The sequence below is a fragment of the Convivina intestini genome (assembly GCF_003096575.1).
Classification (GTDB): Bacteria; Bacillota; Bacilli; order Lactobacillales; family Lactobacillaceae; genus Convivina; species Convivina intestini.
In genome coordinates this window covers 301,573-325,337 of the sequence record NZ_QEKT01000001.1, presented here as the reverse complement: position 1 = coordinate 325,337, position 23,765 = coordinate 301,573, and the positions used below count along the sequence as shown (strand labels likewise).

The following is a 23,765-nucleotide window of genomic DNA, read 5'->3' as shown; positions in this document are numbered from 1 at the left end:
TGCTTATGAATATTTTCTTAAAGGGCCAATCCACTGATTTAAGCGCTGTTTTATTACAGCGTGAAAAGCGGAGTCATTATCAAAACCAATTAGAACAACGCTATCCTAATAAGGTGGTCATCAGTTTTAAGTTAAATATTCCGGGTCCGATTAAAAATAACGATTATTTGGCACGTATTTTTCAAACCGGGTGGCGAGTTTTACTGAGTCAATTAACCGGCCAAGTGATTGAACATAGTCGGATGGAAAATGCTTTAACTACCGGTCCGGAAGCCTTTTTGGTGGTTGCCGGTGACCTATCCCAGCTCAAACAATTGACCATCAAATTTGAAGATGATTTTCCACTGGGACGTTTGTTTGATGTGGACCTGATGGCCGGAAAAGATGAAAAATATCAACTATCACGTCAAGATTTGGGCTTTGCGCCACGGACTTGTTTGATTTGTGATCAAGAGGCTAAAAGTTGTATTAAGGCCCAGCGTCATTCCTTGATGGATGCTTACCAGGTCATTAATGGCCTTTATGCTAATTACTACCAAGAGAACTTCTATCTATTTAACTGGGGAAAAGCTACAGTCATCAATGCGGCTTTGGCGGCCTTATTGGATGAAGTTACGGTGACGCCTAAACCTGGACTGGTTGATCCAGCCAGCAATGGTGCCCATCAGGATATGACGGCTTTTACCTTTATTGATAGTAGTCTGGCCTTAAGACCGTACTTTGTACGAGCCTTTGAGCTAGGACAGAATTTTCAAGGAATGGATTTAACGATTTTATTTGAACAAGTCCGCCAGGCTGGTATACGGGCGGAGCAGGCGATGTATTTAGCAACGAAGGGCGTTAATACCCATAAAGGTTTAATTTTTTCCTTAGGTATTATGGTGGCGGCCTTGGCTCAAGTTACTAAAAATGGCCCCAGTCGTGCCGATCGACTACGTCAGATTATTCAAGCAATGACCGCTAATTTATTAACTGTTGATTTGCAAAAGGGCTTAGCTAATCAAGAAGATTTGACGGCAGGGCAGCAGCAATATCAGCGTTATCAATTGACCGGTATTCGAGGAGAGGCGGCCCAGGCTTTTCCGATGGTCTTTGAATTAGCGTTACCATTTTTAGGCCAGGCAAGTGGTAGTGATAATCAACGTTATCTGGATACCTTAATGTTAATCGCCGGTCAATTAGCTGATTCAACGCTAATAAAAAGAGCTGGGAGTCCAGCAATTTTAGCCAAAATGCAGGCATGGTCGGCTGAATATTTTGCTTTAGGAGGCAGTCAGCGTGAATCTGGTCGTACCTTCTTAGCCAATCTAGATCAAGATTTTATTAAACGGAATTTGAGCCTCGGTGGGGCTGCCGATACTTTGGTCTTAACCATCTTTTTGGCTCGTTTACAAGGAGTAGTGTGATGTTTTTTAAAACAAACGATGGCGTATCCTTGGCCTATCAAGATACCGGTGGGACGGGAACAACTTTAATTTTCGGTGCTGGTTTTTCTGGTACCCAGTTGGAATGGCAGGAGCAGGTCGAATTTTTTAGTCAACAGGGTTATCGAGTGGTGACAATGGACTGGCGTAGTCATGGACAATCAACACGAACCAGTAAAAATCTGCGAATTAGCCGCTTGGCTGCGGATTTAGAAGAATTGATAACCTACCTGGGACTAGACCAGGTGGTTTTGATTGGCCATTCAATGGGAGCCAGTATTATTTGGGCCTATCTTTCGCTATTTGGGGAAACTAAGGTTCAAGCAGTCGTGGCAGTGGACGAATCACCGCAATTATTAAATACGCCAGATTGGCCAAATGGCTTGTTTGATATCAGTTGGGAAAATTTACCACTGTTGGGGCCAACTATCATGCATCATAAAATGACCGCCTTGCCAGTTGCAGCTGATTTGAAAAAGCAATTGATTGAACAAAAAAAATTGCATCCTTTCAATGAAGACTTGGTTTATCCGCTGCTAGTGAACCATTTGTGTCAGGATTGGCGTGGTAGCTTGTATGATGTGACGCTACCTCAGTTATTTATGGTAGGGGGGCAATCTCCCTTGTGGCCGGTTGGCTATCAAGAGGCGATTAAACCCTTGTTAAATAGCGATTCGGCGATTGTGGTAGTACCAACTAGTGGGCATTTGATTCATTTAGAGTGTCCAGCGATTTTTAATGAAGAAGTGGTTAAATTTTTACAGTTAAAAAAGTTATAATAGTTGCTTTTTTAAGTTCTTTTTTGCACATTTATGTGATAAAATGAGCGACGTGTATAACTTATATGCTGTGTCATTAGGAGGAAAACATGACGGATAATCAGGAGGCTCAGAGCGGGTTTAAGGCGCTTTTGAGCAAATGGGATAAAATTCGGGTCAGTGGCATTGGTCTAGTTGCATATTTCTTGATGGGTGTATTGCTCATTATTGCGATTAGATATAATGTCTTACCCAAGACCATGATTGGGGCAATTTTTGCCCTAGTATTAATGGGACACATTTTGTACTACTTGGGAGCGAACTTACCAATCTTTCGTTCTTATCTAGGTGGTGGGGCGGTTTTCACCATCCTAGGGGCTGCTATTTTGGCCACCACAGGGGTTGTACCGCATTCAGTGGTCGTTACAGCCTCAACCTTTGTTAATAAGATGGATTTCTTGGGGCTATATATCGTCTCATTAATTGCTTCTTCAATTTTCAAAATGGATCGTAAGGAATTGCTAAAAGCTGCGGTTCGATTCCTGCCAGTGGCCTTTATTTCAATGGCCGTGACTGGATTGGTAGTCGGATTAGTGGGAATGTTAATCGGTGCTGGCTTTAACCACTCGATTTTGTACGTATCATTGCCAATTATGTCTGGTGGTGTTGGTGCTGGAATCGTGCCTATGTCAGGTATTTATGCCAAGGCCTTGGGCGTTTCAGCTAATGGTATTTTGTCACAACTTTTCCCAGCCGTTGTTTTGGGTAACTTGTTGGCCATTATCAGTGCTGGTTTAATTTCTAAGTTGTTTGCTAACAGCAAGTACAACGGTCACGGGGAAATCCTAAATGACCTAGAAAGTCAGCAAAAGAAGCCAGCTGCTGAATTGGTACCTGATTACATGCAGATGGGTGTTGGAATGATGGTTTCAATTTCTTTCTTTATGTTGGGTACAATTTTGAATAAGGTCGTGCCTGGTGTTAACGCCTATGCCTTTATTATCTTGTTGATTGTGCTAGCTAAGGCGGCTGGTATTTTGCCTAAGTACTATGAAGATGCCACTGTTATGTTTGGTCAACTAATTGTTAAGAACATGACCCATGCCTTGTTGACTGGGGTTGGACTATCCTTGTTGGACGTTCACCAGTTAATGAGCGCCTTGAACTGGCAGTTTGTGGTTCTTTGCTTGACTAGTATTATTACTATTTCACTTGCTAGTGGTTTCTTGGGTAAGCTCTTTGGCCTATACCCAGTTGAGTCAGTGATTGCCGCTGGTCTTGCTAACAACAGTATGGGTGGAACAGGAAACGTTTCAGTTTTGGCGGCTTCTGACCGAATGAACTTGATTGCCTTTGCCCAGATGGGAAACCGAATTGGTGGTGCCTTGGTACTGGTGGTTTCGGGAATCTTAGTTGCCCTGATGCATTAAAACGAAAAACAGCTGCGGCTGTTTTTTTATTTTTAGATTAAATTTTCATTCACAAGCTAAAGTATTAAAATGGAGGTAAAGATTGGTAATAAAGTAGAAAGAGATTAATGTGATGGTCGAAGAAAACAAAACTAATGATCAACTCGCTCAGTTATCTTTAGACGAATTTTATCAAGCAGTCGATAGTAGCCCTACTGGTTTAAATGCTAATCAGGTCCAGCAACAGCGCAGTAAATACGGTCCCAATGTGATTACAGCGGCTAAAACCGGTAATCGTCTATGGAAATTTTTTAAAAATTTCACGAGTCTGATGGCCGGCTTGCTCTGGGTCAGTGGCCTTATTGCGATTTTTGCCAAGATGCCAGAATTAGGAATTGCCATTTGGGCGGTTAATATTATTAATGGACTTTTTAGCTACTGGCAGGAGAATCAAGCTCAAAAAGCTTCGGACGCTTTGAAAAAAATGTTACCCACTCAGGCGACCGTTATTCGGGCTGGTAAGTCGGTGCAAATTGATACGGCTGACATTGTACCGGGAGATCTTTTAGTGATTGCGGCTGGAAATAGTATTTCAGCAGATGCTCGGATTATTAGTTCTGATTCTTTTCAAGTGGATGAATCGGCCTTGACTGGTGAGTCTGATTTGCGTGATAAAAAAGCGACCTATCATCGTGGCGCTGGCCGCTTTGATGAAGATAACATTATTTTTGCCGGTACCGTGGCCAGTTCTGGCAGTGCGCAAGCTGTTGCTTTAAAGACGGGGATGAATACTGAATTTGGTAAGATTGCCCGTTTGACACAAAGCCAAGCAGCTAAACCATCACCCTTGGAATTAGAGTTAAACCGCTTGACTCGTCAATTATCCGTGATTGCCATCTTGATAGGCGTTTCCTTCTTCTTAGCGGCCATCTTTATCGTTCATTATCCAGTCGTCCAGTCCTTTATTTTTGCCTTGGGTATGGTTGTGGCCTTTATTCCCGAAGGCCTGCTACCAACAGTTACCCTTTCTTTGGCCCAGGGTGTTCAACGGATGGCCAAAAAGCATGCGCTGGTTAAAAATTTGAATAGCGTGGAAACCTTGGGAGAGACGACGGTCATTGCTTCGGATAAAACCGGTACTTTAACGCAAAATCAAATGACTATTAATCACATTTGGTTGCCCGATCAGGTTTATACGGTTAGTGGTGAAGGATATGTGAACAATGGTCAAGTATTGGCTCAAGGACAAGTTGTAAAACCGGGACAAAATGCAGATTTAGATTTGTTAATGCAGGCGATTGCCTTAAATAATGAAACAACGGTTAAGCCAACTAATCAACCCGGTGGACAGGCTCAAATTGTAGGGACGCCTACTGAAGCTGGCTTGGTTATCTTAACTGAAAAATATCAGCTGGCTAGCGCCACTCTTAAAGATGCTAATCCACGGCTCAAAACCTTGGTTTTTGATTCGGATCGTAAACGAATGTCAACGATTAACCAAGCTAGCAATGGAAAATTAACCCTGTATACCAAGGGGGCTTTGGATGGTATCTTGGCCATTAGTCAATCGATTTTAGTTGATGGACAGGTGCGGCCTATCACGGCTGATGATATCCAAAAAATTCAGGCCGCCAATGAACAATATGCGGCCCAGGGTTTGCGGGCTTTAGCGATTGCAGTGCGTGATTTACCCGCTGATACTAGTCAAAATCTGGCTGATTGTACCATTGCCAACACTGAAAAAGATTTAACCTTTGTCGGTCTAACCATTATGGCTGATCCACCTCGACCAGAAATTTATGAAGCCGTAAAAAAAGCCCATCAAGCTCAGATTCGAATTATAATGGTCACTGGGGATGGACCAATTACGGCGAAGAGTATTGCGGTTAAAATTGGTTTAGTTTCTGATCAGGCCCGTGTAATTACGGGTGATGAGTTAACGGCCATGTCAGATGAGGATTTGCGTCAGGCCGTTAAGGGTGAAGTTATCTTTGCTCGGGTTGCTCCTGAGCAGAAATATCGAATTGTTAAGGCCAATCAGGCTAATGGTGAAATTGTGGCTTCAACTGGCGATGGGGTCAACGATGCCCCCGCCTTAAAGCAGGCCGATATCGGGATTGCCATGGGGGCCACTGGCACAGATGTGGCCAAAGATGCGGCGGATATGATTTTAACCGATGATAACTTTGCTTCAATCATTGCTGCGATTGAAGAGGGGCGGACTGTCTATAGTAATATTCAAAAGTTTTTGCTCTATATTTTGAATAGTAATGTCCCTGAAGCTTTTCCATCCGTGTTGTTCCTCTTTTCGGGTGGTTTGATTCCGTTACCTTTGACGGTTATGCAGATTTTAACTATTGATTTAGGAACCGATATGCTGCCGGCGCTAGGGCTTGGCTCCGAAAAGAGTGAACCAGGCGTTATGCAACAACCACCTCGTTCTCGTTCAGCCCATTTGCTTAATAAATCAATTATCTGGAAGGCCTTTGCCCTATATGGTTTGACGGCTTCTTTGATATCAGCGGCGGCTTATTTCTTTGTTAACTATGCTTATGGTTGGCCACAACAGGCTTTGGCTAGTTCTGGCGCTGTTTATGCTGAAGCAACCACAATTACGCTAGCCGCGATTGTCTTTTGTCAGGTAGCGGCGGCCATTAATGCGCGGACTAAATATACCTCGGTTTTCAAGATTGGTATTTTCAGTAATCGGCACATTATTACTGGGATTCTCTTTGAAATTGTCTTAATTGCGTTAATTATTTACTTACCATTCTTACAGTCAGTCTTTAATACTCATGCGCTAGGTTTACAGGAGTGGTTATTTCTGCTAGCGATTCCAATTCCTTTGATTTTGTTGGAAGAATTGCGGAAGTGGATTGTGCGTAAGTACTTGCTAAAATTGAATCAAAACTAGTAAAAGCCCTTCAATCGAAGGGCTTTTCTTATTGGCGAATGGTTTGACTAGTTAAGCGCAGAGTGGCAAAGGCGGTCGTGATTTGACTGTCTTGTTCATAAATTTTAACCTGCCAGGTTTGGAGTCGATGGCCTAAATGCAATGGGGTGGCTTGGGCGACCAAAATACCTTGGCGCACGGCTTGGAGTTGGCTAACGTTTAAGTCAACGCCAACGGCGGCTTCCTTAGTGCGTTGATCTTCCTGTAAAACAGCATTAGCGCCCAAACTAGCGGCTTCTTCGGCTAGGAGGGCGTTAATCCCGCCATGAACCACGCCGTAGGGCTGTTGGACGGCGTTCGTGATTGGTAATTGCAGTTCAACTAATTTGGGACTGACTTGAATAATTTTAATACCTAGAGCAATGGCAACAGACATATTTTTCTCTTTCTAGGGTTGAGCGCCCATTTAAACATGCTTTAATGAAAAATGTTAGAATAAAACTATTATTAATTATATTAACTTTCTTTGAAAATTAACGCAAAAGTGAGGACAAACAATGACCACGGTTGAATGGACACCGATTAAAGAATATGCCGAAATTTTATTTGAGCGGACCGATAAGATTGCCAAAATTACGATTAATCGTCCGGAAAAGCGCAATGCCTTTACGCCAGTAACGGTAGCTGAAATGATTGATGCCTTTACTGTTTGTCGGGATGACGCCAGTATTGGTGTTATTATTTTGACTGGTGCCGGTGATTTGGCCTTTTCTTCTGGTGGCGATCAGTCAATTCGGGGTAACGGTGGTTACTTAGGACCTGATCAAATTCCGCGGTTGAACGTTTTGGATCTACAACGCCTTATTCGAATTATTCCTAAGCCCGTGATTGCCATGGTACGTGGCTGGTCGGTTGGTGGTGGCAATGTTTTGCAGTTGGTATGTGATTTGACAGTGGCTGCTGATAACGCTCAATTTGGTCAAACCGGTCCGATGGTTGGTTCCTTTGATGCCGGTTATGGGTCAGCTTACTTGGCTCGAGTGATTGGGCACAAGCGGGCCAAAGAGGTTTGGTTCTTAGATGAATTCTACTCAGCTCAAGAAGCTTTGGAAATGGGGTGGATTAATCGCGTGGTGCCATTGGCTGAAGTCGAAACAGCCACCCTGGAGTGGGCTAACAAATTATTGAAAAAGTCGCCCACGGCCTTGCGCTTTATCAAGGCCGCGATGAACGCTGATACGGACGGCGTGGCCGGTTTGCAGCAATTGGCCGGGGATGCCACCATGCTCTTTTACACCACTGATGAGGGGAAAGAGGGCCGGAATGCCTTTTTGGAAAAGCGTGATCCTGATTTTGGTCAATTCCCAACCTTCCCTTAAAAGCGTGATATTAGAATCTCTGACCAATGTGGCGGGGATTTTTTAGTTAGGAAATATTCATGGAAAACTGGTTACATAAACAGGCTGATTTAAAACCGAATCAACTCGCTTTGATTGCTGAAAATAAACAATATACCTTTGCTCAGTTAGAACAAATCGTGATTAAACGGGCTCAGCAATTAATGACTATTTTAGATGATAATCGGCGCGTGGGGGTCTTGACCACGAATTGTCTGGCAGGTTATGTTACAATTTTGGCCCTACAACAGTTAGGTCGGCAGTTGGTTTTGTTAAACCGTCGTTTGGCTAAACCGGAACTAGAAGATCAGATTGATCAGGCGCAACTGACTCAAATTGTTCAAGATGATGCTTTTGAGCTGGATTTAAGTAATACGCAGCAGTTTACTTTTCATTATCTGAGCCAATTAGCGGGCCAGCCGGCAGAGATTTTAGCTGATTTCAAGGAGGACCAGGTTACTTCCATTATGTTTACTTCCGGGACGACTGGCCGTCCTAAGGGGGTGGAACAAAGTTTTGGCAATCATTTTTATTCAGCCATGGGGTCGGTGTTGAACTTAGGATTGTTACCAGACGACTGTTGGTTGGCAGCTGTACCAATTTTTCATATTAGTGGTTTTTCGATTATGATGCGCTCCTTAATTTACGGCATACCGGTTCGATTATATGATCACTTTGATGCCCATCAGATTAATGCGGATTTGCTAGCTGGCCGAGGGTCGATTATTTCTCTGGTACCCGTCATGTTTGAAAAAATGTTGGCGGATTTACCAAGGAATCAGGCTTATCCAGCAAGTTTCCGTCAGGTTTTGCTTGGTGGTGGCCCAGTTAAACAAGTGACCTTGGTGGCTAGTCAAACTCGTGGTATCTCCATTACTCAGTGTTATGGTATGACTGAAACGGCTTCGCAAATTATTGCCCTGAACCCCAAGGATGCAGCCGCTAAATTAGGTTCGGTTGGTAAGCCGCTGTTTCCGGTTAGTTTAAGGATTGTTCAACAAGACAGTGAGGGGCTTGGTCAATTAGAAGTCAAAGCGCCTAATATTGCGGTTGGTTATTTGAATCAAGCTGACAAATATCAGGCTAGTTTTGATGATGGTTGGTTTAAAACTGGTGATTTAGGCTGGCAGGATGATGAGGGTTTTATCTATATTAAAGGCCGGCAGGGGGATATGATCTCATCCGGTGGGGAAAATGTTTTCCCCCAAGAGATTGAAGCCGTCTATCGCCACTTGCCAGAAATTGAAGACATGGTAGTAGTCGGTGTGCCAGATACCCAGTGGGGCAGTGTACCAGTGGCCCTGGTTAAATTTAAGTCAGACGCCTTTTTATCGGTGGCTGACTTAAGAAATTATGGCCGAGAACAGTTGGCCCACTACAAGGTGCCACATGATTTTGTTGAATATTCAAATGATTGGCCCAGAACGGCCAGTGGCAAAATTCAACGCTATCGCTTAGTGACTGAATATCAAAATATAAAAAAACGCCCTAGTTAGGGCGTTTTTTGGGTAGCTAGAGGATGATTCATACACCTAAAATTTGATTTTTCTTGGTTTCAAAATCTTCTTTGGTGATAACACCATCGTTTAAGAGTTGTTTGAGTTTTATTAGCTCATTGTAACTAATAGTACAGCTGTCATGATTTTGAGAGGTTTGCTTATTTAACATATTTTCTATGTGAACCAGCCTTTCGTTGATTTGTGTTAGTGTGTCATCGTTTTCAGAATTAACAAAAAAGGAAGTAATCGTGCTGGTGATACTTCCGATGAGGCCGATACCAACAATCATTAAGACGACTGCTACAGCTTTACCAATTTCAGTGTGGGGCGAGATATCGCCGTAACCAACGGTCGTGGTTGTGGCGATGGCCCACCAAAGAGCATCGGCATAGTTAGCGTTTTCGGCCACTGAGTATATACCGGCCCCTAAAAGAATAATTATCAGAGCCGTTATAACCAAGTAGATGAAACCGTTGGTATTGATAAATTTCTTAAAATTATTTTGAATACGTTTGGTAAAGCCAACAATTCTAACTAGTTTTAATAATTTTAGGAGCCGTACGGTTCGAGCAATCCGAAAAACAGTAAATAATGAATCATAGGGGATGATGGCGATTAAATCAAAAATATTGGCTTTAACAAAAGTCCATTTGTTTTGCGCTTTGGTAAATCGTACGATATAGTCAATCCAGAAAAAAAGTAAGATGACCCGATCAACGATGACAAAAGGATAATGAGCAATATTAATGATGTTAGTGATATCTAAAATTGCCAGTAGAATGGAAATGAGTGCCAGAGTAAAAACGAGCGAATAATAGAGTTTTTTCATATTATTTTAATGGATTAAATCGTATCGCACAGCCACTCTTTGCTAGTAAGTGTCGTTTTGCTATTAATGGTGACCGAAGTCCAATTTTCATCAATCAAAGCTGTTTTAGCTAGTTCGGCATTGCTGAATTCCTTTTGACTACCATCTTCAAATGTGATGGTAACCGATCGAATATCCTTGAATGTGCGGAGTTCGATGTTGTTTTGTTTTTTAAAGATTAGCATGAGTTTTTTCCTTTTGGGGTGAGATAAGGTGTTTCTTAATTATAACTAAAATATTGGTGTTTAGTAGTTGTATGTACGCCCAGTAGGGCTAATTTATTTCACTTCGTAGGTTTTTGATCCGATATCTTTAAATGAATCGTTACTGAATTTAACAGTCACTGTACTATCATTATCCAATTCAAAAATTACGACAACTGGAACAGTTTTACCTGGTAATAATTTGTTATGTAAATTATTCTGTTCTTCTTCAAATGGTTGTTTACCATCATTGCTGAATTTAGGTAAGCCGGGATTCAGAGTTTTATTTTGTTTATCCGTTTTTTGATATGCATGAACTGTCGCATAAATTCCATCTGCATCCATCTCTTTATCGGATATATTTGTCATATCGGCATGTAAAACTAATACTTTTGGATTATTATCACCAATACCATCAATAATCTCGGATTTTCCGAATTTTAGTTTTAAGTTTCCGGCGTTGTAAGTATTCCCTGTAAAGGACCAATCAGATTTTTTACTCGTATTATCTTTTGCTGTTTCTGTCGTTGAGATTCCAGTTGCCTTATCAATTGCCTTTGAATATGTAGACTGGGTTCCTAAAACAATTAATATGGAAATTATAGATAGTGATGCTCCAATAATTGCCAGTATTTTTTTATTCTTGCGATTAATGAATAAAGAAATAACACCTAGTACTAGACCAACAATACCAAATAAAAAAGCAATATTATTGATAATCGGAATCCATGATAGAGCTAAGGCAATGCCACCAAATACAATTGCTAAGATACCTAGAACTTTACGTTCATCTTGTTTCACATGTTTTCTCCCAACAGCTTTTAGTGTCAATCAGTCAATTGGATATTAAGTTTAAAAAAGTTTCATAGTACATTATTTTTATTTTATGTCTTTTACATACAATGCACAAATTATGAACTAAATAAATCGTATGTACTTCTACCACGATTTATAATCTTTCAATCGTTATTATGGTGTATAATATCTTTATTCTAGGAAAGGGGGTGATACGATTTGTTAGAATTTAATAATCATCAGATCTGTGTCGCCCTTGTAAAGGAAACAAGGGCGACACAGATCTGATGGCTTTGGCCAAGGAAAGTGTTTGCGAATTTTTTTCGCAGTCCGAACGTATCGACAAAGTCGGTACGTTTTTTATTATGAGAATAAAATTAAAAAATAAGTATTGACTAATTAAAATCTAATTTATATAATAAAACCATCATAAAAAACCAGCAGGAGGAATTGTCATGTCAACATTTAAAGTAGTGTCATCAACTAAGTCAATCAACCTCTTGCTCAGCTTGCTCGGTAACTCCTAGTAAGTTGGTTTTTGTGCCGGTTGCTAGGAATTCAATTCTTAGCAACTGGTTAGGTAGCTTAAATTTTTTGCCCTAACAAGTTCGCTTGTTAGGGCTTTTTTCATGGTAAGGGTAAGAAAAAGGAGCATCAGATGGATAATACACGACAACCAGTAACTGACAACATTGATATTAAGGACTTTGAAGAGGCGACTAAGGCTGCCATTGGCTCCGTGGCCCCTAAAAAAGAATCAGTGCGTGAAATCGTTTATAACGTTTCAGCCGCCGTTTCCAATGCCATTTTGGTCACTTTGGGGATGGGCTTGTTGCTCCAAACCATCGCCGGTTTTATTCACTGGGCGCCAATGATTCAACTGGGCGCCATTACTAAAATAATGTTGCCAGCGGCCTTTGGTGCGGCGATTGCCTCCCAAATGAAGTCTAATACCATGGTTATGTTTTCAGCCATGGCCGCTTCAACAGTTGGCGCCAACGCGGTTTTTTTCACTAGCCAAAGCCTAAAAGCCGTAACGGCAACTGGTTTTGCGGGTACTCAGATCCCAGGATCAGCGATTATGACCACCGGACAGCCGATTTCAGCGGTGATGGCCGGCTTGATTGCTGTTTTGTTTGGGAACTGGTTAAGTGGGAAAACACCCTTGGACATGGTGATTGTCCCGGCTTTAACAACGATTGTTGGGACGGTTTCCGGTTATTATTTAGCAATTGTTACAAGACCCATCTTGGTTAGCATGGGGGAGATGATTACTGCTAGCGTGAATGTTAATCCGATTTTAGGAACTGCTTGTGTGGCGATGGCCTTTGGCGCCATGACGATGACACCGGCTTCAGCCGCTGCTTTAGCAGTTGCAATCGGGGCCACAGGGGTGACTTCTCCAGCCGCATCGGGTGCAATTTTGATTGGTACCACAGCAGTCTTTGTTAGTTATCCAGCGATGTCCTTTCAAGAAAATAAGATTGGGGCAACGATTGCCCAAGGGATTGTGACCCCTAAAATTCAGTTCCCCAACATTATTAAAAATCCCATGTTATTAATTCCGCCAATGATTGGCGCAGCGATTGCCGCACCGATGGCTACCATCATGTTTCATGTTTCGGTACCCTTTGCTATGGCCGGGATTGGCTTTAACTCCTTCATTGTTCCTTTAGCTTTATTCGGTAAGAGTATGAGCATGTTTATTGCCTATATGGCCTGTGGCGTAGCGATTCCAGTGGTGGTTTCCTTTATTACCTATCGGATTATGCGTCAGATTGGCTGGATTAAGCCGGGGGCTTTGCACTTAGAAATGATTTGATTTTCACAAATTGTTTGACAAAGTAAAATAAGTGTTTTATCATAATTATATTATTTAAGTGAAGAAAAGATAAGTATTTGATGAAAGTTGCCTAGCGAGCTGATGACTGGTGCAATTCAGCCAACTGACATCTTAGAAAATGGTCTTGGAGCTTTTAGTTTTGTGAGTTGCGATAGTGCAGCAAGCAGAACTCGGGAACGCCCGTTATCGCGGACAGGTATCGCTGTAAAGCTGTACTTAATGAGTGGGTGGCAGTGATGTCACTTTAAAACTGGGTGGTAACGCGACCATATTCGTCCCGGGGATTTCTTCTAGAAGTCCTCGGGTTTTTTATTGGTTATAATTATCAAGGAAGAGCAATGAGGAGAAAAAAGATGGCAAAACACGTAGTATTACAAACCGACTTTGGTTTAAATGATGGGGCAGTTTCAACCATGTATGGGGTGGCTGACCAAGTTGACCACAACCTACAAGTGGCTGATTTAACGCATGGGATTACCCCCTTTAATATTTTTGAAGCTTCCTTCCGTCTAGCCCAGACGGTTAAATACTGGCGTCCAGGGACTGTATTTGTATCAGTAGTTGATCCAGGCGTTGGTTCCAAGCGTCTGTCTTTGGTGGCGAAATTAAAAACTGGTCACTTTGTCGTAACTCCTGATAACGGCACTTTGACTCATCTAAATAACTTGTACGGCATTGAGGCAGTACGGGTAATTGATGAATCAATTGACCGTTTACCGGGTTCAGAAAAGTCTTCAACCTTTCACGGTCGTGATATCTACGTTTATAATGGGGCTCGTTTGGCTGCTGGACAAATTCAATTTGAAGAAATTGGCGAAGCCTTGCCGGTCGAAAAGATTGTTACCTTACCGTTGAATCTACCGCAGGTAAGCGATGGGGTCTTGAAAGCCAATATTGATATTACTGATGTTAATTTCGGTTCGCTTTGGACCAATATCAGTCAAGAATTGTGGGATGATGAATTAAAGGCTCAGTACGGTCAAACTTATCGGATTCGGGTTTATCATCAAAACGTCTTGCAACATGAAGAAGTGATCCCATACGTCAAGACTTTTGCTGATGTTAAGCCTGGAGAATCTCTTCTCTACATTAATTCCGTTTATACTTTAGGCGTAGCGATTCGCATGGGGAGTTTTGCCGGTGAAAATCATGTTTCAGCTGGTCAAAACTGGACAATTGAAATCGAAAAGGAGCAATATGTATGAAGAAAAATAAACTTTCGACTCGGAGTGTCGTCGCAATTGGTATCGGGGCTGCCGTATTTCTCATTCTTTTTAAATTTATTGCCATTCCCACTGGGATTCCCAATACCCAAGTCAATGTCGCTCAATCGTGGTTATCGCTCTTAACCGTCATTTTTGGCCCTTTGGTTGGTTTTCTGGTCGCAGTCATTGGCCATAGCCTAAACGATGCGATTTCTTATGGTTCAATTTGGTGGTCCTGGGTGATTGCGGACGGTATTTATGCTCTAATTTTTGGTTTGTTAATTAAAAAAGCCCAACTATTAGAGGGAAAATTAACAACACGTAAGGCCTGGTATTTCAACCTAGGACAGGCGATAGCCAATATTATTGCTTGGACGGTTGTCGCGCCAATCCTTGATATCTTCATCTATAGCGAACCAGCCAACAAGGTGATTGTCCAGGGATTATTGAGTACTGTGATTAACATTATTTCAACGGCTGTTATTGGAACTGCTTTATTAGGAATCTATACGAAAAATAAAGTTCAAAAAGGCCACCTGGTCAAAGAGGATTGAGCAAAGAACGCACGAAGGGAAAAACGATGGTAGCAGCGGCATTAGAATTTAAAGGAGTTACTTTCAAATACGATGTTCAGCAAAATCCCACGCTGGAAAATATTTCCCTGACGATTCCAAAGGGCAGTCGGACACTGATTGTTGGTCCTTCGGGTTCCGGGAAAAGTACCCTGGCGGCTTTGCTGAATGGTGTTATTCCAAATTCACAGCCTGGTAAAGTCCAGGGTGAGATATACATTGATGGCCAGTTGAGTAATAAGGATAGTATTTTTGAGCGTTCCTTGAAGATTGGGACAGTCTTGCAAAATCCAGATACCCAGTTTGTCGGGATGACGGTCGCTGAAGATATTGCTTTTGTCTTGGAAAATGATAACGATAGCCATGACCAGTTGGTCGCCAAGGTGCAAGAATGGGCAAAGCGTTTGCGTTTGGAAGAATTATTAGATTTAGCACCGCAAGTTTTATCCGGTGGTCAAAAACAGCGCGTCGCCATGGCTGGGGTTTTGGCCGGTGACAGTCCTATCTTGCTCTTTGATGAACCCTTAGCTAGTTTGGATCCAGCTAGTGGGCAGGCCATGTTGACTCTGTTGGATGAATTACAGGCGGAGCTAGGATTAACCGTTGTGATTATTGAACATCGGGTTGAGGACGTTTTGCGTCATGCTGTCGATCAAGTCGTGGTCCTCCAAGAAGGAAAAATTGCCTACCAAGGCTCGACAGTCGAATTACTGAAAAGGTCAATCTTGCCAAATTATGGGTTAGCTACTCCCAAGTACATTCAATCTTTACAAGATTTAGGTTATCCTATAGATCAGTTAGAAGCGATTGATGATGTTCAAAAAATGACTGGTCCTGATCTGAAAAGTTATCTGGAACGGGGTCTAGCCCATCAAGTTAGTCAGTCAAACGATACAACTAGTCCGATTCTCACTGTTAAAAATTTAAGCTATCAATATCATAATCAGGCTGTTTTTACCGACATTAACTTCACTTTATACCAAGGAGAATGGTTATCCTTGGTGGGTTCAAACGGCGCTGGAAAGTCAACTTTAAGTCGTTTACTAGCTGGGTTTTTACCAGTTCAAACGGGTGAAATTAGTTTAAATCAGGAGCCTGAAGTAGATTTGAATCAGTTGACTTTGAAGGAACGGGCCGATTATATCGGTTATGTCGCCCAAAATCCGGTCGAAATGTTGATTGAAACAACGGTCTTTGATGAAGTTGCGGCTGGATTACGACTACGTGGTATGGCTACTGAGGATATTACCGCTGAAGTTCAGCGATATTTAAAATGGGCCAACTTATATGAGATTCGCAATTGGCCAGTTAATGTTTTGAGTTTCGGTCAAAAAAAGCGTTTATCAATTTTAAGTGTTGCCATTTTGCAGCCTAAAATTTTGATTTTAGATGAACCAACGGCTGGTCAAGATTTTCAACACGCTCAGCAATTAATGACCCTGCTACAAAAGTTAAATCAGGCGGGGATGACGATTGTGATGGTGACCCATGATGTCAATATTATGCAAGAATGGACCAGTCGTGTCCTGGCTTTACATCAGGGAAAACTAATCGCTGATACAACCCCGGGAGAACTGTTAGCTAATCAAGAGGTCGTAGCCCTCGCTGATTTATGTCAGCCAACTGACTATATTTTGGCCCAACGTTTGGGTGTAACCGTGGGAAAGGGGGGAAAACGTGGATAATTTATTTGGTTATCAAACCGGACAAACCGTCTTTCATCGTCTAACTGGCAGTGCGAAGTTAATTATTTTCTTACTATTAACGATTAGTGGCGTGCTGAGTTTTGATATCCGGTATTTACTGCTCTTAACGGTAGTGGCCTTGTTGGGCTTATGGCAAGCTCGCATTAGTTGGCAGCGGATTCGAGTGATTGTGATTTTGACAGTTATTTTTGCCCTGTTGAATTTGATTTTGATCTATGTTTTTTCCCCCCAGTACGGGGTGCATTTATTTGGTAGTCAACACCTGATTTTGGGCAGTGGGCCTTATGCTTTGACCCAAGAGCAGCTACTCTATGAGGCCATGGTTTTGTTAAAGTATTTGTTCAGTTTGCCACTAGCCTTGATTTTCTTATTTACCACTAATCCCAGTCAATTTTCAGCCGGTTTAAATCGGATTGGGGTGCCGTATTCGGTAGCCTATGCCGTTACGATTACTTTACGGTATATCCCTAATACGCAGCGGCAATTTTTCATGATTAAAAAGGTCCAAGAGGCTCGTGGCTATAACATTTCCAAAAAATCATCCTGGACACAAAAGATTACCGGAGTGGTTCGAATCTTAACCACTTTAATCTTTTCTACTTTGGATCAAATTGATGAAGTTACCCAGGCCATGGAATTACGGCGCTTTGGTAAGGGGAAAAAACGGTCTTGGTACTATGAACAATCCTTTGGTAAATTAGATACCATTGCCTTAATATTAGCGCTAGGATTCTTAGCCTTGGGAATTGGTCTAATGGTGATTAATCAAGGTCGTTATTGGAATCCTTTTGCATAATGAATTCTTTTTAAGAAAGTACTTGTAATCTGAAAAAAACGTGGTAATATAATGAGTAATTAATAATAAAACGTTGATTAAGAAGTAGTAGACTTCTCAGACAAGCCAGTGAAATGTTGGTTAGTGCGAAACATTCTTGTTAGAAAGTTGAACGTCTCTTATGAGTGTATGTGTCAAACACATAATGGATGCTCCCATTACCGAGCCAACAATTGTTAGATTGTGAGAGGTGTCATTATTTAATGGCACAAATAAGGTGGTACCGCGTCCAGGCGTCCTTTAGTTCATAGAACTAAAGGACGCTTTTTTGTTATTAATAGCGCCAGCAAAGAGAGGAAAAGATATGCAAGGATGGCAGCAGTGTCTTAAGAAAATATTGGCCGTGATGGTGGCTGGTGTAATGTTGGGAGTATTTACATCGACCTCAGCCAGTGCCGATGACGATAGTTTGCAAAAAATTAAAGATCAGGGTGTCTTACGGGTGGCCTTGTCACCCGACTATCCTCCTTTTGAATTTCAAGTTAATCATGGTCAGGGGGAAGAAGATGTCGGTCTGGATATCGACATCATTAAAAAAATTGCCAAAGATTTGGGTGTTAAATTAGAGATTGAAAATATGAGTTTTAGTTCAGTCTTGGTGGCGGTAGAAACTGGTAAAGCGGATATCGCCATCGGGGGCATTAACCCAACGCCGGAACGTAAACAAAGTGTTGATTTTTCTAATATTTATTACAACGGCGGCCAAGCTTTCTTGGTTACAAAGGCCAAATATAAGCAGCTTAAGAGCGCTAAGCAGTTAAATGGTCATACAATTGGTACCCAGACTGGGACCTTGCAATACAATTTAGCCAAGCAACGGTATACCAAGAGTAAGCTAGTTGGTATGGATAAGGGGTCGGACTTAGTCTTAGCTTTGAAGACCAATAAGATTGAAGCAATGGGGGTTGAAAAGCCAGTTGCCGAAGCTTATATCCAAAATGATCCAGATTTGGTCATGTTCCAATCCGATTACGATTTGAGTAGTGATGAAACTGGTACAGCCATCGCCGCACCCAAAGGTAGTACTAGTTTGGTTGCAGCTATGAACCAGTCGATTGACCAAATTAAAAAAGAGCATTTGATTAGTAAGTATATGAAAGATGCGGCTAAGGATATGAAGACCAATACGGTTGATACTTCCATGTTGCACTACTGGAATTACTTCTTTAAGGGCTTCCAGTACACCTTACTAATCTCAATCTTGGCCGTGATGGGTGGTGTCATCCTGGGTGTTGTTTTGGCCTTGATGAAGATGAGTCATTTTAAGATTTTGAGTTGGCCGGCAATTAGCTATATTGAAATTGTCCGGGGAACCCCAATGATGGTGCAGGTCTTGTTAGTCTACTTTGGACTGGGTGTGGTGGTTAACTTGCCAGCGCTAACGGCCGGTATCATCGCCGTCACTTTAAACAGTGCCGCTTATATTAGTGAAATTATTCGGGGTGGTATCTTATCAGTGGACAAGGGTCAGCGCGAAGCCAGTCAAAGCCTTGGTTTGAGCCACAAAGATGCCATGCGGTTTGTGATTTTACCACAGGCCTTTAAAAATATTTGGCCGGCCTTGGGTAATGAATTCATTGCTATTATTAAGGAAAGTTCGATTGTTTCCATTATCGGGGTAACCGACCTAGTTTATGAATTAAACGTTGTCCGGGCTGATACTTATCGGGGCGTCGCACCCATTATTGTGGTTATGGTGGTTTACTTCCTCATGACCTTCGCCCTAACTCGGGGCTTGAATTACCTAGAGAGGAAGATGAAGTATGAATGAGCCATTAATTAAAATTGAACACTTACAAAAAAAGTACCAAGATAACCTGGTGCTAAAGGATATCAATGGCGAGGTTCAACCTAGTGAGGTAATTGCCTTAATTGGTCCATCCGGGTCAGGAAAAAGTACTTTGTTACGCTGTATCAATCAGTTGGAAAAGCCAACTAGTGGCGCGGTTTACTTCCAAGATAAGGATTTAACTCAGGCTACTGCCCAAGATTTATCACAGCTGGGCGAAGAAATTGGGATGGTCTTTCAGAGTTTTAATCTTTTCCCCAATATGACCGTTTTGGAAAATATTAAATTAGCGCCGATGCGTGTAAAGCAAATGGATGAACAAGAGGCTGAGACGACGGCCATGCAATATTTAACCCGTGTCGGTCTGGCTGAAAAAGCGGCGGCTTATCCGGATAGTTTATCCGGCGGTCAAAAACAGCGGGTGGCCATCGCCCGTGCTTTGGCCATGCATCCCCAAGTCATGCTCTTTGATGAACCTACCAGTGCCTTAGATCCAGAAATGGTTGGCGAGGTATTAGCGGTGATTAAAGAGTTAGCTAATGAAAAAATGACCATGGTGATTGTGACCCACGAAATGAATTTTGCTCGTAAAGTGGCCGATCAAATTTGGTTCATGGCTGATGGCGTGATTCAAGAAAAAAATACGCCAGATGAACTCTTTAATCATCCTAAAGAGGCTAAGACTCAGGACTTTATTCAAAAAGTATTAACTATCTAACAGGTAAAAATAAAGGAGAAATATTATGACAACAAGTACGAAAGAAAAGATTGTATTGGCTTATTCCGGTGGTTTGGACACTTCCGTGGCGATTCCATGGTTGATGGATAAGGGTTATGACGTGATTGCCGTAGTCCTGGATGTCGGTCAAGGCGGTAAGGATTTGGATGCCATCCAGAAAAAGGGCTTGGCTGTTGGTGCGATTGAGTCAATTGTGATCGACGCCAAAGATGAATTTGCTGATGAATACGTCGCTCCAGTTATTTTATCTAATGCTTTGTATGAAGGCAGTTATCCCTTGGTATCAGCTCTGTCTCGGCCATTAATTATTAAAAAATTAGTCGAAATTGCTCATGAAAATGATGCCCATGCCATTGCCCATGGATCAACGGGAAAGGGAAATGATCAAGTGCGTTTTGAAGCAGCCATCCATGCCCTTGATCCGAATTTAGCAATTGAAGCGCCAATTCGTGATTTTCACTGGTCGCGGGAAGAAGAAATCGACTACGCTAAGGACCACGGGGTACCAGTACCAATCGGTAAGGCTTCTCCTTACTCAATTGATGCTAACTTATGGGGCCGGGCTAATGAAGCTGGTATTTTGGAAAACCCTTGGAATCAAGCGCCTGATGACGCTTGGGGAATGACGGTTGATCCACAAGATGCGCCCGATGAGGCTCAATTTATTGATTTGGACTTTGAAAATGGCTTGCCAGTTGCTATTGATGGTCAAGCTATGAAATTAAGTGTTTTGATTCAAGAATTAAATGTTATTGCCGGCAAGCATGGAATTGGCCGGATTGATAAAATTGAAAACCGGTTGGTGGGGATTAAGTCGCGTGAAGTTTATGAAGCGCCCGCTGCTGCGGTAATTATGACCGCTCACAAGGACTTAGAAGATTTGACCTTGGAGCGGGATGTAGCCCACTATAAGCCAATCGTGGAGCACCAAATTACTGATTTGATTTATAACGGTATGTGGATTTCACCTTTGTTCGATGCCCTGATGTCCTTTGTGGTTACGACGCAAGCGGTCGTTAATGGAAAGGTAAAGTTGAAGTTGTACAAGGGTTCGGTTCAAGCTGTAGCTCGGCAGTCAGAACACAACTCACTGTATAACGAGCAATTGGCGACTTATACTGCCGCTGATAGCTTTGACCAGATCGCAGCGGCTGGCTTTATCAAGTTGTGGAGTTTGCCAACCATGGTTTACGAGCAAGTTAATCACGTCCACTCGGACAAGCTGGAGGATTAAAATATGAGTGATAAATTGTGGGGTGGTCGTTTCACCGGTGAGGCAGCGGAATGGGTCGATGAATTTGGTGCATCGATTGGTTTTGATTATCAAATGGCCGCTGAAGATTTGGAAGGCTCGCTGGCCCATGTCAAAATGCTAGGTCAAGAGGGGATTATTCCGCCTGCTGATGCCCAAGCTATCGCAGCTGGTTTGCAAGAATTACAGGAAGAATTAGCCGCTGGTCAATTAACTTTTACCGTAAAAAATGAAGATATCCATTTGAACATGGAAGCCTTGCTAACGGAAAAAATCGGTCCAGTAGCCGGTAAATTGCACACTGCTCGGTCTCGAAATGACCAGGTTGCTACTGATTTTCATCTCTGGGTGAAGCATCGTTTGCCGGCGGTGATGTCGGAATTGACCACCCTACAAAGCACTTTGGTGAAACTAGCTAAAGACAATGCTGCGGTGATTATGCCGGGTTACACCCATATGCAACATGCCCAGCCAATTAGTTATGGGCACTACTTGTTAGCCTATTTTGAAATGTTCCAACGGGATTATGAACGGTTTGAATTTAACCAAAAGCATACTGATATGTTGCCTTTAGGTGCGGCAGCCTTGGCTGGTACGACTTTTCCGATTAACCGGCAGGTCGTGGCTCATGAATTAGGCTTTGATGCAATTTATCACAATAGTTTAGATGCGGTTTCTGACCGAGATTTTGCCCTAGAATTTTTGAGTAATGCTTCGATTTTGATTATGCATCTATCACGGATGGCCGAAGAGTTAATTTTGTGGTCATCTTATGAATTTAATTATGTCGAACTCGATGATACTTTCTCAACCGGTTCATCCATCATGCCTCAGAAAAAGAATGCTGATTTTGCTGAATTAATTCGGGGTAAGTCGGGGATGGTTTATGGGAACTTGATGGGTCTCTTGACGGTCATGAAAGGCTTGCCTTTGGCCTACAATAAGGACATGCAAGAAGATAAGGCCGGGACTTTTGCAGTCATGGATACGATTTTAGCGGCTTTGAAGGTCTTTAATGGCATGCTGGCTACTTTGAAAATTCATCCAGAAAAGATGGCCGCTTCCTTGGAAAATGATTTCTCCAATGCCACTGAATTAGCTGATTATTTAGCCAATAAGGGGATTCCCTTCCGGCAGGCCCATGCTATTGTTGGGGCTTTGGTGCTCAAAGGCTTGCAGGAAAAGCGTTCTTTGACGGCTATGTCATTGACTGAATTACAGGAACATTCGGACAAGATTGAAGCCGATGTTTATCAAGTGCTCGATCCGAAGGTAGCCGTTGACCGGCGGACTTCCTTGGGTGGTACAGCGGTGGCTAATGTTATTAAGGAAAGTCAGCGCGACCAAGCCATTTTAGACCAACGGACGAAGGGATAAGACAGAATGGATAAACAAATACTAGCCAGTTTTCAAGGGAAATCCTATCTCAAGGAAATTGATTTTACACCGGAACAACTAAAAGCCTTGGTTGAATTTGGTCAAGAAATTAAAACTGCGGAACAGAATCAGACTTTACAACCCTTTTTAAAGGGAAAAAATGTTATTTTACTTTTCGCCAAAAATTCAACGCGGACCCGTTTGGCCTTTGAGCTAGGAGCCCAAGAAATGGGGGCTAACACAGTCTTTTTGGACCCTACCTCGAGCCAATTTGGTAAGAAAGAATCCGTTGCCGATACAGCCCATGTCTTGGCCGGGGTCGCCGATGGGATTGCCTATCGAGGCTTTGGTCAGGCCGATATTGAAGAGATGGCCGCTGATGCCTACGACACGCGTGGCAAACACGCCCCAGTTTGGAATGCCTTGAGTGATCAATGGCATCCGACTCAGATGATTGCTGATTTTATGACCTTGCAAGGTGAGTTTGGTCAGTTGGATAATGAGATTACGCTGGCCTATGTTGGGGATGGTCGTAATAACGTAGCTCGCTCACTCTTGGTGGCCGGTGCTATGGTGGGTATTAATGTCAATATTATTGCCCCACAAAGCTTACAACCGGATCAAGATACTGTTAAGTTGGCCCAGGAATACGCTCAAGCAGCCGGTAGTCAGATTTTGATTACTGATGACTTGGATCAAGGCGCCGCTGATGCTAATGTATTTTACAGTGATGTCTTTGTCAGCATGGGTGAAAATAATTGGCAGGAACGACTAGAAGCGCTGATGCCATACCAAATTAACGAGACCCTGTTACAAAAATCAAAGCACTATGGCCACGATTTGATTACCATGCACTGCCTACCGGCTTATCATGATAATCAAACCCAGGTAGCCCAAGACTTGCATCAAGAATATCCTGATTTGGTAGGGAACACAGGAATTGAAATGAGTGATGCCGTCTTTAAGGGGGCACAAGCTCGTCATTTCCAACAGGCTGAAAACCGGAAACCATCTATTATGGCTATTATGGCAGCGACTTTAGGGAATTTAGATTTATTATAGAGAGTAAAAGTCACTTAATTTGATTAAGTGGCTTTTGTGTTTTTCCAGTGATGTTATGTAAATGGAGTTGTTTTTTGATGCCGATATACATTATTTAAAAACGTGAATTGACCTGTTGCTTAGATATATATATTCTAGC

General features: G+C 42.4%; 20 protein-coding genes and 1 other annotated feature. Of the genes, 16 read left to right on the top strand and 4 right to left on the bottom strand.

Going from position 1 to position 23,765, the window contains the following annotated elements; translation table 11 throughout:
* The first annotated feature begins 5 nt into the window (after positions 1–5).
* The 4 genes from citG to C7384_RS01500 all read left to right on the top strand — a co-directional run bounded on the left by citG (position 6) and on the right by C7384_RS01500 (position 6,505).
* Entirely contained in the window at positions 6–1,406 is a 1,401-nt protein-coding gene (gene citG / locus C7384_RS01515) for a triphosphoribosyl-dephospho-CoA synthase CitG (RefSeq protein ID WP_089937752.1), read from the top strand.
* Positions 1,406–2,203 (top strand): alpha/beta fold hydrolase, encoded by a 798-nt coding sequence (locus C7384_RS01510; RefSeq protein WP_089937750.1) that lies wholly within the window; start codon positions 1,406–1,408, stop codon positions 2,201–2,203. Before citG ends, C7384_RS01510 begins: the two co-directional genes overlap by 1 nt.
* Before the next feature lie 89 nt (positions 2,204–2,292).
* Positions 2,293–3,612, top strand: a complete 1,320-nt coding sequence (locus C7384_RS01505; protein WP_089937748.1) for a 2-hydroxycarboxylate transporter family protein — start codon at positions 2,293–2,295, stop codon at positions 3,610–3,612.
* A 112-nt stretch (positions 3,613–3,724) separates the two neighbouring features.
* On the top strand, positions 3,725–6,505 hold the full coding sequence (locus C7384_RS01500; RefSeq protein WP_089937746.1) for a cation-translocating P-type ATPase: 2,781 nt from the start codon (positions 3,725–3,727) through the stop codon (positions 6,503–6,505).
* 28 nt (positions 6,506–6,533) lie between these two features.
* Here C7384_RS01500 and C7384_RS01495 read toward each other — a convergent pair whose 3' ends face one another.
* Positions 6,534–6,920 carry a PaaI family thioesterase gene (locus C7384_RS01495; RefSeq protein WP_089937744.1) on the bottom strand — a complete coding sequence of 129 codons (387 nt, stop codon included), beginning with the start codon at positions 6,918–6,920 and terminating at the stop codon, positions 6,534–6,536.
* Positions 6,921–7,041: 121 nt separating this feature from the next.
* On the opposite strand from C7384_RS01495, the gene menB reads away from it, so the two are divergent.
* Together menB and C7384_RS01485 are read left to right on the top strand one after the other, a co-directional pair.
* Complete coding sequence (gene menB, locus C7384_RS01490; protein ID WP_089937742.1) at positions 7,042–7,863, top strand: 1,4-dihydroxy-2-naphthoyl-CoA synthase; 822 nt, start codon at positions 7,042–7,044, stop codon at positions 7,861–7,863.
* A 59-nt stretch (positions 7,864–7,922) separates the two neighbouring features.
* Entirely contained in the window at positions 7,923–9,377 is a 1,455-nt protein-coding gene (locus C7384_RS01485) for an o-succinylbenzoate--CoA ligase (RefSeq protein WP_089937740.1), read from the top strand.
* Between the two features lie 28 nt (positions 9,378–9,405).
* Here C7384_RS01485 and C7384_RS01480 read toward each other — a convergent pair whose 3' ends face one another.
* From C7384_RS01480 to C7384_RS01470, 3 genes are all read right to left on the bottom strand, one after another.
* Complete coding sequence (locus C7384_RS01480) at positions 9,406–10,209, bottom strand: ion channel (RefSeq protein ID WP_089937738.1); 804 nt, start codon at positions 10,207–10,209, stop codon at positions 9,406–9,408.
* Positions 10,210–10,223: 14 nt separating this feature from the next.
* Positions 10,224–10,433, bottom strand: a complete 210-nt coding sequence (locus tag C7384_RS01475; protein WP_089937736.1) for a hypothetical protein — start codon at positions 10,431–10,433, stop codon at positions 10,224–10,226.
* Positions 10,434–10,526: 93 nt separating this feature from the next.
* A complete protein-coding gene (locus C7384_RS01470) occupies positions 10,527–11,252 on the bottom strand; it encodes a DUF5067 domain-containing protein (protein ID WP_089937734.1) in 726 nt (241 codons plus the stop codon).
* A gap of 652 nt (positions 11,253–11,904) precedes the next feature.
* On the opposite strand from C7384_RS01470, the gene C7384_RS01465 reads away from it, so the two are divergent.
* From C7384_RS01465 to argF, 10 genes are all read left to right on the top strand, one after another.
* Positions 11,905–13,068 (top strand): PTS sugar transporter subunit IIC, encoded by a 1,164-nt coding sequence (locus C7384_RS01465; protein WP_089937732.1) that lies wholly within the window; start codon positions 11,905–11,907, stop codon positions 13,066–13,068.
* 374 nt (positions 13,069–13,442) lie between these two features.
* Positions 13,443–14,294 carry an SAM hydrolase/SAM-dependent halogenase family protein gene (locus C7384_RS01460; RefSeq protein WP_089937730.1) on the top strand — a complete coding sequence of 284 codons (852 nt, stop codon included), beginning with the start codon at positions 13,443–13,445 and terminating at the stop codon, positions 14,292–14,294.
* Positions 14,291–14,848, top strand: coding sequence for an ECF-type riboflavin transporter substrate-binding protein (locus C7384_RS01455; protein WP_089937728.1), 558 nt, complete (start codon positions 14,291–14,293; stop codon positions 14,846–14,848). The genes C7384_RS01460 and C7384_RS01455 overlap by 4 nt, the downstream gene beginning before the upstream one ends.
* Positions 14,849–14,874: 26 nt before the next feature.
* On the top strand, positions 14,875–16,551 hold the full coding sequence (locus C7384_RS01450; RefSeq protein WP_089937726.1) for an ABC transporter ATP-binding protein: 1,677 nt from the start codon (positions 14,875–14,877) through the stop codon (positions 16,549–16,551).
* On the top strand, positions 16,544–17,368 hold the full coding sequence (locus C7384_RS01445; protein WP_089937724.1) for an energy-coupling factor transporter transmembrane component T family protein: 825 nt from the start codon (positions 16,544–16,546) through the stop codon (positions 17,366–17,368). The genes C7384_RS01450 and C7384_RS01445 overlap by 8 nt, the downstream gene beginning before the upstream one ends.
* 64 nt (positions 17,369–17,432) lie before the next feature.
* Positions 17,433–17,651: a binding site (T-box leader), on the top strand.
* Between the two features lie 60 nt (positions 17,652–17,711).
* A complete protein-coding gene (locus tag C7384_RS01440; RefSeq protein WP_089937721.1) occupies positions 17,712–19,178 on the top strand; it encodes an ABC transporter substrate-binding protein/permease in 1,467 nt (488 codons plus the stop codon).
* Positions 19,171–19,914, top strand: a complete 744-nt coding sequence (locus C7384_RS01435) for an amino acid ABC transporter ATP-binding protein (protein ID WP_089937719.1) — start codon at positions 19,171–19,173, stop codon at positions 19,912–19,914. The genes C7384_RS01440 and C7384_RS01435 overlap by 8 nt, the downstream gene beginning before the upstream one ends.
* Positions 19,915–19,939: 25 nt before the next feature.
* The gene (locus C7384_RS01430) at positions 19,940–21,169 is read left to right on the top strand and encodes an argininosuccinate synthase (protein WP_089937717.1); all 1,230 of its coding nucleotides are present in this window, start codon (positions 19,940–19,942) and stop codon (positions 21,167–21,169) included.
* A 3-nt stretch (positions 21,170–21,172) separates the two neighbouring features.
* On the top strand, positions 21,173–22,564 hold the full coding sequence (gene argH, locus C7384_RS01425; protein WP_089937715.1) for an argininosuccinate lyase: 1,392 nt from the start codon (positions 21,173–21,175) through the stop codon (positions 22,562–22,564).
* A gap of 6 nt (positions 22,565–22,570) precedes the next feature.
* Positions 22,571–23,626 (top strand): ornithine carbamoyltransferase, encoded by a 1,056-nt coding sequence (argF, locus tag C7384_RS01420; protein ID WP_089937714.1) that lies wholly within the window; start codon positions 22,571–22,573, stop codon positions 23,624–23,626.
* The last annotated feature ends 139 nt before the right edge of the window (positions 23,627–23,765 follow it).